This is a genomic window from Mesorhizobium sp. M4B.F.Ca.ET.058.02.1.1, from assembly GCF_003952505.1.
Lineage (GTDB): Bacteria > Pseudomonadota > Alphaproteobacteria > Rhizobiales > Rhizobiaceae > Mesorhizobium.
Map to the genome: position 1 here is coordinate 6,308,870 of NZ_CP034450.1, position 14,173 is coordinate 6,323,042.

Genomic DNA, 14,173 nt, shown 5'->3' on the forward strand with positions numbered 1-14,173 from the left:
GGCGTCCATGCTACCCGCCGAGCCGGAAATATTTGGCGGTGGCGGAGTAGTCGGATCTGTTGGCTTCGATCTCGTCAAGGATCCTGGGCAGCAGCGCCGAAACCGGGGTTGGTGCAGAGAAGACGGCGGCCTTGACATCCCGCGGGCCCGTGATCACCAGGATGATCTGCGGCAGCACCTTGCCGGCGGCTTTGTCGGCGGCGCCGAGCCCGATCGGGATGCTGAAGGTCGCCCTGTCAGGTTGCGCGACGATGCGGTCATCGAGGTTGAAGGCTATGCCTCTGTGGTCGATCAGGAGTACGTTGGAAATCAGGCCGCCACGCGTCACCAGCGTTCCGCCGATCGGCGAGCCGTTCGGCACCAATGTCCGATCGAGGACGAGCCGCGGCTTGTCGGCGCCGGTGCGGCCGAGAAGATGCAGAAAATTGGTGACCTCGCATTGGGCGGGCTCAATGAGGCGCACGCTGATATCCGGCTCGACCTGGAACCGCGCCTGGAAGTCGGACATCATGCGCTCGAACGGTTGGACCGCAGTGCCAAATCCCTCGATAGCGACGGCGTTGTCGGTTGCCGATGTCATGGTGGCGTAGAAACAGTCACCGCCGCTGAAGTCGCTCACCCAGGAAGCGCGCTGCGCGGTCTCGTTGGCGGGAGCCGCCGGCGGAACCTGGGGCTTGGGCACATTCAAGACAACGGTCTCATTCGGCTGCTTGGCTGCGGGCGGCTCAGGCTGCGGGCTTGTCGTGGTCGCCGCTTCCGGCGGAGTGGTCGCGCCGTCGGGAGCCTTGTCGGCCGCCTTCGGCTTGGCCGGTTCGTTGGCCGGTTGCTGGGCCTTCGGCATCTCCGCGACATCCGGCTTGACCGGCGCCGGCGCCTTTTCTACCGGCGGCGAGACCGGAGTGATCGCTTCCGGCGGCGAAGCAGGGGCGATTTTGGGGAGTGGCGCCGCCGTCTGCTGGCTGTCGCTTGGCTGCGGCGCCGCCGGAGCCTTTTCGGCGGGCGCTTGCGCCTCGACCGTCGGGGCTTTGGTCCCTCCTGGACCGGCGGGACGGGTTCGGCCGGCCGCGCCGGCGCCGGCTTCTGTCCGGTCCCGGCTTCCGCCTGTTTTTCGGCCGGCGCGGCGGCGGGCAGCACTGGCTTTTCAGCCGGAGCCTGGCCTGCCTCTGTGCGTGGTGTTTGGGACGGCTCCGTTGCCGGTTCGTTGCCGGGCGCCCTGGCAGCGCTCTCAGCCGGTGTCGGCTCCGGTGTTTTCGAGGGAGAAAGCGTCGTCTTGCCGGCTGGCGGCGCGGCAGGCGTCAGGATGCCGCTGAAATAGATACCAGCTGCCGACACCACAGCCAGCGCCGCCACGGCGGCGATGGCGATGGAGCCGGTCCTCGCATCTCTCCGGGAAGCATCGGGCACGACCGCGCGGGCAGGGGTGGCTGCCGTCCGAGGGCGCGGTTCGGCAAGGTGCGCGGGGCGCTGATGCGGGACGAAGCGTTGGCCGTCCGGAGTTGCCGAAGTCTGGGCCTGCAGCCTCCCAGGAGCCGGGGGCGCGGCGGTGCGATGCAGGTCCGAGCGGTCGCGCGGCATGGCGGATACCGGCGGCCTCGTCTCCTCGTCGGCGTCGCGGGTCATCCTGGCGATCTCGGCCATGCTGATCGGCCGATGCCGCGGGTCCGGTTGCAGCATCGCCTCGATGATCTCCCTGAAATCGGCATCGATGTCGGAAAGATCCGGAACCGTTCGGCGCTTTTCCACGATTTCGAGCTGAGAGCCGCTCATGTCGATCGGCTTGCCGCGCAAGGCGGCGGCCAGCACCAATCCCATGCTGTAGATGTCGGACTGCTCGCTGACCTCGGCTCCGTAAAGCCCCAGCTGTTCGGGAGAAACGTAGTTGTACTTTCCGGCGAACCTGCCGCCGATCAGCGTTTCTCCGCCGACGGCGGCCGAACGCGCAATGCCGAAATCGATGATCTTGGCGCGGTCGACCCGGCCCCCCGGCAGGATAATGTTGTCCGGGGAGAGGTCGCGATGGATCGCTCCCGCCTGATGCACGGCGCTCAGGCCGGAGGCGAGGCGATGGCAGAGCTTGCGCACGTCCTCCACGGGCATGGCGCCACGCCGCATGACATCGAACAGCGACTGGCCGTCGACGAATTCCATGGCCAGGTAGGGTCGCCCGATGCCGGGATCGATGGTGAAGACGTGGTAGCGCACGACCGCGTCATGCGACAGGTGATTGAGGATCGACGCTTCCTTGCGGAACAAGGACAAGATCGTCTGGTCGCGGGCGAATTCCGGCAGGACGATCTTGATTGCGACGTGGTCGCCGGTCTGGATGTTGTGGCCGCGATAGACCTCGCCCATCCCGCCGGACGCGATCCGCTCGTCAAGCTCGTAGATGCCGCTGAGTTGTGTGCCCACGCCGGTGTTGGCAAGGCCTGGCGAGACGCGCGTCTTGTCGTCGGCGCTCATCGGTCCCGACCCTCGGTGGGCGGATGCGGACGGGGCGCCTGGGCGTTGCGGCGGTCGCCGATCTTCACCAGTATTATGGTCACATTGTCGGTTCCGCCCCGCGCCAACACTGTTTCCAGCAGCTTCTCGCAGGCCGCCTGAGGCGCGGCGGACAACACCGCACCCTCGATCTCGGCGTCGCTGACATGTGCCGTCAGCCCGTCGGTGTTTAGCACGAAAACGTCTCCCGGCATGGTCTCGCCCTGCTGGTAGTCGATGACGATCTCGTCGCTGACGCCGACCGCGTGGGTGATGACGTTGCGGCGCGGCCAGGTGAGCGCTTCGGCGGCGCTGATCACGCCTCGGTCGAGGAGCTCCTGGACTTCGGTGTGGTCTTTCGAGATCTGCGAGATCGAGGCATTGCGGACAAGATACACGCGGCTGTCGCCGGCCCACAGGCAGGCAAACCGTCCGTCCATCACCAGCAGGGCCGCGAAGGTGGAGCCGATGGTTATGCCGCGGGTTTCGGATATCCTGCGGATTTCGGCATTGGCCCGGCTCAGCCTGTCCTCGAAGCGCGCTCGAAGGTCCGGCGCGGAGCTTGCGATGCCGATCGTCGCCAGGTGGTCGATGATGCTTGCCGACGCCACCTCGCCGGCATCATGCCCGCCCATGCCGTCGGCCACTACCCACAGGCCTGTTCGCGGCTCGACCAGATAGTTGTCTTCATTGTGGTCGCGCACGCAGCCTTTGTGGCTTACGCCGAAGCTTTCAAAGGGAAGGAGGGCGACAGTGTTCAATTTGCCACCAAGCGCTTCGCAAGCGTCCTTCGCGGCGCGCCCTCGGGCCGCCGCTCGCGCCACTCTGCCACAGGCGCGAACATTAGAGTATCTAAATCACGGTCGGTACGCCGACCGTCCGGGATTGTCGTCGACGTGGCGGAGAGCCAAAAAATCATCTCAGAATGCCTTCGGGCAACTGAACCCGGCAAGCGCTGGAAGGAACAGCGGGTTGGGTTCGGAGTTGCTCTGGATCGTATAGGCCACGTCGCGTCCGCCGATCACGAAGCGGGCTTCCAGATTACCTTCGCTTCCGCTGACGGAGGCCTTGTCCATGAGCCGTTTCAGCGCCCACGGGCCGTCGAACTTGATGGCGGATTCCCGGCCGGGCATTTCCGGCGCAAGGCTCAGGCTGGCGGAGCCGGAAGCCGCGCCGCTCGGCCAGTTCAGCGTGCCCGGCGCGTTGCCCGTCTGGCTGCTTTGAACGGTCTGGCCATCGACGTCCAGCATCGCGCTGTCGGCATCGCCATGCAACGAAAAGGGCGTGAAGGTGATGCTGACCAAAGGCACCGAGCCGCCCGAGGGAAAGAAGGCGGCGCGGATTTCCGCTGCCGACTGGAAGGTCTTCAACGTGGCTTTCGAGAGGTCGCGACCGAAGCGCTGGTCCTGTTTCCAGCTCCAGTCCTGGCCGGTCATGTCGATCAGCGATGCGAGATTTTGCGCGAAAAAGCGGTCCATCAATCCCCCGGGGGCGAACAGCTTGGCGAAGTCCGCCATAGCTATGTCCTCCGTGCTGCCGCTGGCGAAAGGATAGCGGCCATTGACCATCTCCTCGCAGGGCCGCGTCACCGTCTGGTCGAGCAACTGGTTCAAATTCGCCACCGAGGTCTCGGCGACATTGCCCTCGAACTCGTCAGCGGCCGCGTTGACCATCCGGGCAAGCGGTTTGGGCAGGCGCGAGACGTTGGCGCGCAGGGTCGAGACCTGAAGCTGCAGGTTCGTGTTGACGCGCTCCGTCTCCGAGGGAACGTCCGCCGCCAGCTTCAGACTCTGGTAGATGTCGCGAAAGTTCTGCGTCAGCGCGTCGATCGGGCGGCGTCCGGCAGGACCGCTCACCAGGGCCTGGAATGACCTGAACTGCGCCTCGACGTTGGCGCCCGGGCCCTGCGAGCCCGCCGAGCCGGCGCGGCTCTGCGACTTGCCGGCGGCCATCTGGATGCCGATGCGGGCCAGGCCCTTGGCGATGCCCGCGGCGTCCGGCCGCTCGGCCGTGCCTGCCTGGACATCGAGGGACTGGCTTTCCCGGGTCAGGGTGGTCTCATCGGCAATCGCGCTGAACAGCTGATCGATCGGCGAGTTCGGCGAAGCTGCGGCGGAAAGTGCGATATATTGTGGCTTGTCCTTCAGCATCGCCTTGAACCGCAGCTGATCGAGAATGCCGTTCCACGCCGCGGCAAACTCCTTGGCATAGCGATCGAGAAGCTCGGGTCCGAGCTTGAGCAATTCCTGATCGATGCCACCCTGCTCGCCGCCGCCGCCGAGTACCCACCGGTCGTCGACAAGCATCTGCGCGATGCGTGAGAGCTGCTGGAGATAGAAATCGCTGAAGCCGGCATGGGTGTAGATGCCGGGAATGCGAAGTCCCGATAGATCACTGCCGTCGACACGCTCGAACAGCAGCGGCGCTTCCGGACCGGCCTTGAGCGAAACGGAAAAATCGCTCAGGGCTGCCGCATGGAGGGCCGACTTGATCAGGGCCGTGGCGCGGTCGGCCAGGCTCATGCGTCCGAGTGAGCGTTGGGCGGCTTCGACAAGTGGCTGGTCGAGCTTGAAAACCGGATCATAGGCGTCGTCCAGCGCCAGCATGGCGCGCAGATGTTTTTCGAGCTGGGCCCGACCTTCGCGGTTGTTTTCGCCGGGATAGCGGTTCTGTTCCCAGTCCTGCCGCATCCAGGAGACGATCAGCTCGTCGTCGACCTTCGGCGCCTTGCCGCCCAGCATCAGATAGATCTTCAGCGGCTCATAGAGCATCGCCCGATCGGCCATCCTGGCCTGGATCGTGCGCTCGGCCTGCAGCAGCAGGCGCGATCGGAAGCTTCGCTCCAGCGCTTGCCGGTAGGCCGTCCTGGCCGCTGAAAGAAGCCGTTCGCGCTGGCTGAGGCCGAATGTCTCCTCGATCGGCGTCGGCGCGTCGCCGGTCTCGAATCCGGCCGGCAGGTTGCGCAACTGGTCGAGCGGGCCAATCACGTTTTCGAGGTCGACGTCGGCGACCTCTGTGCTTTTGAGCAGCGGTTCCGCCGCCTGGCGGTATTGGCTCATGGCCTGCGTCGTGGCGGCGAGCAGCGATCTGTTGGCCGTGAAGCTCAGCCCAAGCGCGCCCAGGGCGATCGCGGCGGCCAGGACGATCGCGCCGATGCCGCCATATCTGGCGATCGCGGCGCGCCTTTCGGCTGTCCTGTCGTATGAAACCCAGCCGGCCTCGGCGAAAATGACGTCGGCCAGAACATCGTGGAGGAAAAAGCTCTTGCCGGTGCCGGACAGATGCGCCTGCGAACTGCTGCCGAAACTGCGCCCGATCGCGCCCAGCACCTGGTCGATCGGCGTTCCTTCCTGGGTGCCCGAGGAAAAATAGAGGCCGCGCAGGCTGACGTTTACCTCGCTGCGGGAGATGTCGAACAGGCTGGTGACAAAACCGGTAACCCGGCCGCGCAATGCGCCGAACTGGGCCGGAAAGCCGAAGATGGATATGCGCGCGACCGGATCCTGCTCTTCCTGGAGCCGGTCGGCCATCTCGTCCGCCAGGCGCCCGGCCAGAGCGTCGAATTCGGCCGGAACCTCACCGGCCATGTTCTTGTTGCGGTCGGTGGTCTGGAAGGTCGCGCCCCACACCTTGCGCCTGCGCGCCTCGTCGAAGCCGCCGAAATAATCCATGAAACCGGAGACGAGGTCGGCTTTGGTGAACAGCAGGTAGACCGGAAACTGGATCCTGAGCGTTTCATAGGTTTCGCGCAGGCGACTTCGTATCTCGGCGACATGGGCGTCAAGCTGCCGATCGTCGAAGCTCATGAGGTCGGCAAGGCTGACTGCCAGGATGACGCCGTTAATCGGCTGCCTGGCGCGGTATTTCTTGAGCAGCGACAGGAAGGCGAGCCAATTCTTCTTGTCGCGGGACTGATCGGAATCCTGTGTCGTGTAGCGCCCGGCGGTGTCGATCAGCACGGCCTCGTCGGTGAACCACCAGTCGCAGGATCGCGTGCCGCCAATGCCGGCCACCGGCTGCGCGGTGCCGGAACCGGCAAGCGGAAAATTCAGACCGGAGTTGACCAGCGCCGTCGTCTTGCCCGCGCCGGGTGGGCCGATGACGATGTACCAGGGGATCTCGTAGAGGAAATTGCGCTTTCCGCTCGAGCGTTTGAGTGCCGCGATGGCCTCGCTCATGCGGGCCTCGAGCACCTGCGAATCGTCATTGTCGGCGTCGTTGCGCACGATCGCGGCTTCAAGCGCCTTATGCGCCGTTCGCCTTTGCCAGAACCGGACCGTGTAGAAGAGCGCCGCCGCGGCCACGACCACGCCGACGATCGCGGCGCGCAACCAGACCGGCCCGAGTGGGCGCGCATCGGCATAACGGATCAGTGGTCCGGCAAACCAGACGGCTGCCGCGAAACCGGCCAAGGCGACGACGTTGAGTATGCGCAGCAGCCAATGCGTCATGGGCGCTTCCGAGGGGCCGCGCTCATAATGTCTCCTCCTTGGGGATCATCACATCGACGCGGCGGTTCGTGGCACGGCCTTCCGGGGACGCATTGTCGGCGATCGGCTCGTCTTCGCCCTTGCCGTCGGTGGTGATGCGCGATGGGTCCTTGACGCCGGGTGCCATCATCGCCGCGACGGCTTTGGCGCGGGCGACCGAGAGGTCGAAATTGGACTTGAACGTGCTCGATTTGCGCGGTTTTGCGTTGTCGGTATGACCGATGATCCTGATCGGCCCCGGTTCGGCGTCGAGAGCCGTGGCGATGTCTGCGGCGACGGACTGGAACTCCGGCTTCACCTCGGCCTTGCCGGGTTCGAACGTCAGGGCGTTGTTTATTTCCACCACGATGAAGCTGCCTTGCGTGCCCACCGCCAGCCCGCCGCGCGCCAGATCCTCGGCTAGCGCCGCACGGATGCGGTTGATCTGGGTGAGCGCGACGGGGGTTGGGGGAGGCGCGACTTTTGCCGGCTCGGCCGAGGCAGCCACGTCGGCGCTCTCGATTGTCACCGGCGTCGATGGATTGAGCGCCACAAGCTCGCCGGCGACGGCGTCACCCTCATTGGTGATGAAGACCCGCAAGGCAAAGAAGGCCGCCGTCAGGAGACCCGAGGTGACGGCCGCGACGGCCCAGAGCGGCAGCCGCGCTGACGGTCGCGCCATTGTCGCCGCCAATCCCTGCCAGCGGGGTGAAATGTCGTCGTCGGGCCGCGCCCTGAAGTAGCGAAGCGTGTCGAAGACGTCGCGTCGGACACGTTCGAGGTTGCTGTCCTGGCGCGCGAGGCCGCGATACTGACCTTCAAACCCCAGCGATAGGCAGGCATGCATCAGTTCGAGCAGGTCGTAATGCGCTTCCGGTTCGGCCAGCAGCTTGTTCAGCGCCTCATAGAAGCCGGCGCCGGCGGACTTGATGCGAAAGAACCGCGACAGCATGCCGTGCCCTGCCCAGCCGTCCCCCTCGGGCCAGGGCAGGTTGCCGACGAGATCGTCAACGGTTTCGCAAAGCGCAAACTTGGCGATCCGTGCGTCCTCTTCGGCAATGCCCGACTTCTGCATCGCCCGATCGAACCTTTCGATCGCCTCGGCGATGTGCAACGCCAGCGGTTCGGCACGTCTTTCGACCGGGATAAGTCGGAGCTGGCCGAGCAGCATCAGCAAGGGCGCGGCGGCGGCGATGATCGGGTTTGCCGTGGGGTAGGTGATGCTGCCGGTGGCGTCGAGGAGGACGTCCTGCTGCGGCCCCGACGAGGGCGCGGTCTCCAAGGGGCCGGCATTGGACGTCGCCCCTTGATAGATCACGGTTCCGGACACCCAGCCCGGCGGCATGTGCTGTCCGCCCTGCGGATCGAAAACCGTCGAATCCCGCACAGGCAGGGGCTGCCCGCCATCGGCGGATGCCGGCGGCGCCGGCGCCGGCTTTTGCCTGCGTCGTGGATTGGCGCGAATGACGGTCTTGCCGGCGGGGCCGAAGGGATCGTCCTTCGAGCTCATTGCTGGCCTTCCGTCCGCGCATGGCGGCCGTGCCGGCGCGCAAGACCAGAATGCGTGCCCTGCTGACGCGGGGAGTGTCCGATGGAAGCTAGGCTACAGAACGCGATCCCGCCGTAACATGACATTTGCCGCAGACCCCTGGGTCATTCAGCCGTAACCGCCTGGCGAACTGTCGTATGTGATCGTAATCTCAGAAGCGTCCGATTGGAACCATATGCGCGGAACCGCCCGGATTATTCTTAACGGCGGCGGTGTAGGGATCCGGCTCTGGCGCCGGAATTTACACGCTATTTTTGCTTGTCGGCCTTGGCATAGGCTTCGGCGAAATAGGCCAGGAATATGTCCAGCATGCCGTTTTCGTGGGCTTCCTCCATGGTCCGCCAGGTCGCAACGAAAGCATCCCAGGCCTGGCTTTTCTTCGAACTGAACGAGGTGGGCGGAAGCTTCCTGCCGATCGCCTCGGGAGACAGGTCGTCAAGCAGCCGGGAGAGCGCCGCCTGCATGGCCGCATAGGTGGCGAATTCGTGGGTCTTGAGATCGCGGAAGGCGTCTTCGACACTGTGCCTGGCGTCCAGGTAGCCGGCCCTGCGCCGCGCGAACATGATTTCCAGGATGTCGTCGGTTCCGGGCACGAATTTGAGGGGATTGTTGTCCGCTGCGCTGATCATCGTGCGGTGCGTGCTCTTGGCCAGGATCTTGGCGGCCGCGCGGGCCTTCAGCAGCAAGGCCAATTGTTCTACCGTCGTCCGCAGGACCGCGCCGATCTCGGCGGCAACCTCATGTGGGTCCCGCGATTGAAGCAGATCCGGCGAGATGCCGGCCGCCCGCGCGATTTCCCTGAGCAATTCGTCCGCAACGGGGCGCTGCGCGGCCGAAGGCGGCGCGGCTGCCTGCAGCAGGGAAGACGTCGACGCCGGCGCCTGGCGTTGCTCGCGCGAATTGAAGAACGGCTCGTTGCCGAATTCCTGGGGCCGGCCCGTCGATGCCGGCAATTCCCGTTGCGTCGAACCGGATCTCGGTTGGGGGTGACCCGTCACGCCGCGCTCGTCGTCGATGGACACGAAGATGACATAGCGGCCGATCAACAGCCGGTCGCCATGGCCGAGGCGATGCGGCGCGGCCAGGCGCTGGCTGGACCCGTTGATGAAGGTGCCGTTGCGCGAAACATCGTGAAGCCAGAACGCGCCCGCCTCATAGCGGACCTCGCAATGCCGGCCGGAAATGAACTTGTCAGGGTCGGGCAGGGTCCAGTCGCAATTTTCGCGTCCGATTTCAAAGCTGCGGTCGCGCGAACCGTAACCGAGCGGGAGACCGGCGGGCGCGGCCTCGACATTGTTGATCTGCAGACTGATGAACATATGAAAGTGCCGCCGACCGCTGATCGATACTTCGCCATTCTAGCAGCTTGCGAGGACAACACGACAGCAGCCTCTCACAACCGCCTCCGGAGCAAGGTTTGCCCGCCCTTGGTTCCTTTTGGTTGGCAGGAAAACATATGGTAGGCTGAACGAAGCCTGGTGTGGCAATCCGGGAAGTCCCCGAACGTGATGCGGTTAACATAGGGGGAACTTCAAATCCGTCACACTGGCGGCCGCGTCCTGGAGGGGCACGACCCATGCCGAACGAACGTGCCACGGTTGTGCAGACGCCGTTAGGCGCCGAGCTGTTGACCTTCACCCATCTTGTCGGGCGCGATGAGATCAGCCGCTGCTTCGCCCATACGGTGGGGTTTGTCAGCACCAACCACAATGTCGATCCGCTGAAGATGCTGGGCGGCGCCGTTTCGGTCGAAGGCGAATCCGATCCGAAGCGCTGGTTCAGCGGCCTGGTGTCGGAGTTCCGGTTAACCCGCATCGAGGACCGGCTGGCCTACTATGAAGCGGTCATCAGGCCATGGCTCTGGTTTCTCGGCAACACCACCGATTGCCGCATCTTCCAGAACATGACCGCCGTCGAAATCGTCGAGAAGATCTTCTCAAAATACGGTACGGCGAAATTCGAGAAGCGGCTGCAAGGGTCCTATCCCTCGCGCGAGTACTGTGTGCAGTACGACGAGAGCGACCTTGATTTCGTGCAGCGACTGATGGAGCACGAAGGCATCTTCTATTTCTTCGAATACGACGAGGGCAAGCACACGCTCATTCTGTGCGATGCGATGAGCAAGCTGAAGGCGGCTCCGGGCTACGATAAGGTGCTTTACAATTTCGAGGGACAGGGCTCGCGGAGGGATGTCGAATACATCACCGAATGGGTCCCGGGCAGCGAGGTGCGGCCCGGCGCCTATGCGCACACAGACTATGATTTCGAGAAGCCTGGCGCCGACCTCATGGCCAAGTCCGCCCAGCCGTTCAGCCACAAGGAGGCCTCGGGCGAGAACTACCGGCATCGCGGAGCGCATCTGGATGTGGGGCGGGGCGACAGTCTTGCCGGGATCCGGCGCGAAGAACTCCAGGCCTTGCACCAGCGCAGCGCGGCTGCCGGAACCGTGCGCGGCCTCCATTCCGGTTGCACGTTCAATCTGGAGAGTTTTCCGCGCGACGACCAGAACCAGGAATATCTGGTGATCAGCGCCGAATACAGGTTGTTCGATCCAGGCTACAGAACCCAGAGCGAGATCCACGCCGAGAACTTCAAGATCGTGCTCGGCGTCGCGCCCACTTCCTTGCATTACCGTCCGCCGCGGATCACGCCGCGGCCGATCATGCGCGGCCCGCAGACAGCGACGGTGGTCGGCCCTTCGGGCGAGGAGATATTCACCGACAAATATGCAAGGGTGAAGGTGCAGTTCCACTGGGACCGCCTGGGCAAGAAGAACGAAAACAGCTCGTGTTTCGTGCGAGTCTCGCAGACCTGGGCCGGCAGCGGCTGGGGCTTCATCCAGATCCCGCGCATCGGCCAGGAGGTCATCGTCGATTTTCTCGACGGCGACCCGGACCTGCCGATCATCACCGGCCGGGTCTACAACGCCTCGCAGATGCCGCCCTATGGGCTGCCGGGCAATGCGACGCAATCAGGCTGGAAATCGAACTCGTCCAAGGGCGGCGGCGGCTACAACGAGTTGATGTTCGAGGACAAGGCCGGTTCCGAGCTGGTCAATTTCCAGGCGCAGAAGGATCACAACCTTCTGATCAAGCACGATCGCACGAAGCTGGTCCAGCACGACCAGTCCGATCGCATTGACCACGACGCCAAGCACTCCGTCGGCCACAACCTCGACGAGGACGTCGGCAACAACAAGACGGTCAAGGTCGGCGTCGACCAGACTACGAACATCGGCAGCAACGACACCGAGACGGTGGGCAAGGACCGATCGCTGACGGTGATGGCGAATGAGACGATCCACGTCGTTTCGAACTCGACGGAGAATATCGACGCCAACCATTCGCAGACGGTGGGCATCGTGCAGACGATCACGGTTGGCGCGGCGCGTGTCGATACGGTGGGGCCTCCGAGACACGAAGCGTCGGTGCGGTGCAGTCGAACACGATCGGCGCGTCGCGGTCGGTGAGCGTGGGCGCGGCGCAGAGCCATGACATCGGAGCGGGAGACAGCTGGAACATCGCGGCGGAGCAAGCCGTCCAGGTCGGTGCCGACCAGAACTTTAAGATCGCAAAGAATCAAGGCACCGACATCGGCGCTGACCGCTCCGCCAAGATTGCCAAGGACGATCTTACCGAGGTTGGCGGCAATAGTGCGCTCAAGATTGCCAAGAAGAGTTTGGTGGACATTGGTGAGGATGGCGGGATCAAGGTTGGCAAGACGTTGTCGATCGAGGCCGGCGACGCGATCGTCATCAAGTGCGGATCAGCTGCGATCGGCATGAAGAAGGATGGGACGATCACCATCGAGGGCAAAGACATAACCGTCATCGGGTCCGGTGAAATCGAGGTCAAGGCCTCAAAGAACATCACCATGAAGGGCAGCAAGATCAACCTGAACTGAGAGATCATTCAGAATGGCCAGGACGGTCGCGAAAATTGAGGGCGTCGTAATCGGGATCTTCCTGGGTTTCGAGGATTCGGCCCCGCTGGTCGTTTTCCCTGGGAACCCGGAGCAGACGGCGCTCCAGGCACGCAGCCTCACCGAACTGACATCTTCGATGGTCGGCTCGGAAGTGGCGCTGCTGTTCCAGGGAGGTGACCCGCGGATGCCCCTGATCGTCGGGCGCATTGTCGATCCTGGCCGGAAGTCGGCGACACGGGTCATTCGGGACGGCGAGAGCGTGCAAATCAACGCCGACGAACGTCTTGAGCTGCGTTGCGGCAAGGCCACGATTGTCATGGAGAAGGACGGGCATATAACAATCCGCGGCACCTATCTCGTTAGTCACGCAAGCGCGTCGAACCGCATTCGGGGCGGTTCGATCAACCTGAACTGATGGCTGTTCCGGTGCTTCGCGAGATCGTACGCCAGCACGCGGAGATGGCTGCCTTCCTTTGGACGGTTTACGACTACCATTTGCTTCATCCAGAAGAGAATCCCGACATGGATGAAGATCGTCTGGCGCGATTGATAGAGCGGCTGGAAGCGCATCTGGACGGATTGCGGGTCGCGGGCGACATCGGCCGCGAGATTGCCAATGACCGATTTGCCGAATATCCGGAGGCGGGCGAATTGTTCGTCGTCAGGATGCTCCAGCCCACGGTTCAGCCGATAGCCGTGACGCAGCTGAATCTCGCGAGTGTGCGCAAGTATCTCGCCGCCCATCTGCCGCGCTGACTACTGGATCAGGCGAAGGTCGGTGCCGTCATAGTCAAGCTGCAACGAGTTCCATTTCTTGCCGTCGAAGCGCCAGGCAATGCCGCCTCCGACAAGATAGAGATATTCAGTGTCTGAACGCATGTCCCAGCCGGTGCCGGCGGGGTGGAACTCTACGAGCTGGTTGCCTTGTTCCCGGTAGATGCCGAATTCGCTGTCGCCCCAGTACACCTCCCCCTGAAACTGGTGAACGCAGAAAAACCTGCTCTTGGGCGCTTCCAGTTCGATCATTTCCTCGTTCACCACGCGGATGCATGTGCCATCATTGCCGCAGGCGCGAACGACGCCGTCCGGCGTTACGAAGACACCCCAAAGATCGTTTTCGATAGGCAGATCGATTGCCCGCCATCCGTCACCGACCAGCCGCTGCAGAGTTCCCACCTGGCCTACGCAGTGGATAAGATCGCGCCGTGGTCCGTGCACGTCGCGCAGGCGATGAGGCCGATCGGCTTTCAAGGCCGACCAGGCATTTCCGTCGAACGCCCACGACTGCCCTTGTCTCCAACCAGGAGGGTGAGACCGTCGTCATAGGACCACACACGCTGCATCAGATTCTTCGCGACTTTCGTCGAGGTCCAGTTGCCCCCGCGGTAACGCCAGACGACCCTTCCCACTTCAAGGGCAAAAAGGTTGGTGAGGCTGGGGGAAGCGAGAGACGCCAGCCATTCTTCAAGCTTCAAGGTTTGACTTTGGGTTCCCGGTGCGAAGCTGCTGACTTCGAAAACAACGGAATAGGCGATGTCGTGGTCCTGCGTTCCGAGTTCGAAAAGCAGGGCACAGTGATCCCGCCCGAACGGTACGATCTGCATGCATTGGGCATGGTAGCGCGGGTCCCGGAGGATCGTTTCGATGTCGTTGGTGAACTTGCTCACGGCTAACTCCTACCTTGTCATGGCCCTGACGTCTTTGATGCTCATAGGTGGCTTGCCGGTCGCTTTCCTATGCTCGTTGATCTTTT

Annotated in this window: 10 protein-coding genes and 1 pseudogene; 3 read left to right on the forward strand and 8 right to left on the reverse strand. The window is 63.7% G+C overall.

Annotation, left to right across the window (positions count from 1 at the left end):
• Positions 1–10: 10 nt before the first annotated feature.
• The 6 genes from EJ073_RS33040 to tagH all read right to left on the reverse strand — a co-directional run bounded on the left by EJ073_RS33040 (position 11) and on the right by tagH (position 9,815).
• Positions 11–841, reverse strand: coding sequence for a hypothetical protein (locus EJ073_RS33040; protein ID WP_348627227.1), 831 nt, complete (start codon positions 839–841; stop codon positions 11–13).
• 38 nt (positions 842–879) lie between these two features.
• Positions 880–2,460: a protein kinase gene (locus EJ073_RS33045; RefSeq protein ID WP_348627228.1), complete on the reverse strand. Its 1,581-nt coding sequence runs from the start codon at positions 2,458–2,460 to the stop codon at positions 880–882.
• Complete coding sequence (locus EJ073_RS30725; protein ID WP_126058929.1) at positions 2,457–3,239, reverse strand: protein phosphatase 2C domain-containing protein; 783 nt, start codon at positions 3,237–3,239, stop codon at positions 2,457–2,459. Before EJ073_RS30725 ends, EJ073_RS33045 begins: the two co-directional genes overlap by 4 nt.
• A 159-nt stretch (positions 3,240–3,398) precedes the next feature.
• Positions 3,399–6,929, reverse strand: a complete 3,531-nt coding sequence (gene tssM / locus EJ073_RS30730) for a type VI secretion system membrane subunit TssM (protein WP_126058930.1) — start codon at positions 6,927–6,929, stop codon at positions 3,399–3,401.
• 22 nt (positions 6,930–6,951) lie between these two features.
• Positions 6,952–8,457, reverse strand: a complete 1,506-nt coding sequence (gene tssL / locus EJ073_RS30735) for a type VI secretion system protein TssL, long form (RefSeq protein ID WP_126058931.1) — start codon at positions 8,455–8,457, stop codon at positions 6,952–6,954.
• A 287-nt stretch (positions 8,458–8,744) separates the two neighbouring features.
• Positions 8,745–9,815 (reverse strand): type VI secretion system-associated FHA domain protein TagH, encoded by a 1,071-nt coding sequence (gene tagH, locus EJ073_RS30740; protein WP_126058932.1) that lies wholly within the window; start codon positions 9,813–9,815, stop codon positions 8,745–8,747.
• 257 nt (positions 9,816–10,072) lie between these two features.
• Here tagH and tssI point away from each other — a divergent pair.
• From tssI to EJ073_RS30755, 3 genes and pseudogenes are all read left to right on the forward strand, one after another.
• Positions 10,073–12,399: pseudogene (gene tssI / locus EJ073_RS30745) on the forward strand (type VI secretion system tip protein TssI/VgrG).
• A gap of 13 nt (positions 12,400–12,412) precedes the next feature.
• Positions 12,413–12,835, forward strand: a complete 423-nt coding sequence (locus EJ073_RS30750) for a DUF6484 domain-containing protein (protein WP_126058933.1) — start codon at positions 12,413–12,415, stop codon at positions 12,833–12,835.
• Entirely contained in the window at positions 12,832–13,176 is a 345-nt protein-coding gene (locus tag EJ073_RS30755) for a hypothetical protein (RefSeq protein ID WP_126058934.1), read from the forward strand. Before EJ073_RS30750 ends, EJ073_RS30755 begins: the two co-directional genes overlap by 4 nt.
• Here the strand turns inward: EJ073_RS30755 and EJ073_RS30760 are convergent, their stop codons facing one another.
• Together EJ073_RS30760 and EJ073_RS30765 are read right to left on the reverse strand one after the other, a co-directional pair.
• A complete protein-coding gene (locus EJ073_RS30760) occupies positions 13,177–13,671 on the reverse strand; it encodes a hypothetical protein (RefSeq protein WP_126058935.1) in 495 nt (164 codons plus the stop codon).
• Positions 13,668–14,087 carry a hypothetical protein gene (locus EJ073_RS30765; protein ID WP_126058936.1) on the reverse strand — a complete coding sequence of 140 codons (420 nt, stop codon included), beginning with the start codon at positions 14,085–14,087 and terminating at the stop codon, positions 13,668–13,670. Before EJ073_RS30765 ends, EJ073_RS30760 begins: the two co-directional genes overlap by 4 nt.
• Positions 14,088–14,173 lie beyond the last annotated feature (86 nt).

Coding starts and splice junctions, on each gene's coding strand:
- EJ073_RS33040 (WP_348627227.1), bottom strand. CDS start 841: ATGCCGAAGGCCCAGCAACCGGCCAACGAACCGGCCAAGCCGAAGGCG.
- EJ073_RS33045 (WP_348627228.1), bottom strand. CDS start 2,460: ATGAGCGCCGACGACAAGACGCGCGTCTCGCCAGGCCTTGCCAACACC.
- tssM (WP_126058930.1), bottom strand. CDS start 6,929: ATGACGCATTGGCTGCTGCGCATACTCAACGTCGTCGCCTTGGCCGGT.
- tssL (WP_126058931.1), bottom strand. CDS start 8,457: ATGAGCTCGAAGGACGATCCCTTCGGCCCCGCCGGCAAGACCGTCATT.
- tagH (WP_126058932.1), bottom strand. CDS start 9,815: ATGTTCATCAGTCTGCAGATCAACAATGTCGAGGCCGCGCCCGCCGGT.
- EJ073_RS30750 (WP_126058933.1), top strand. CDS start 12,413: ATGGCCAGGACGGTCGCGAAAATTGAGGGCGTCGTAATCGGGATCTTC.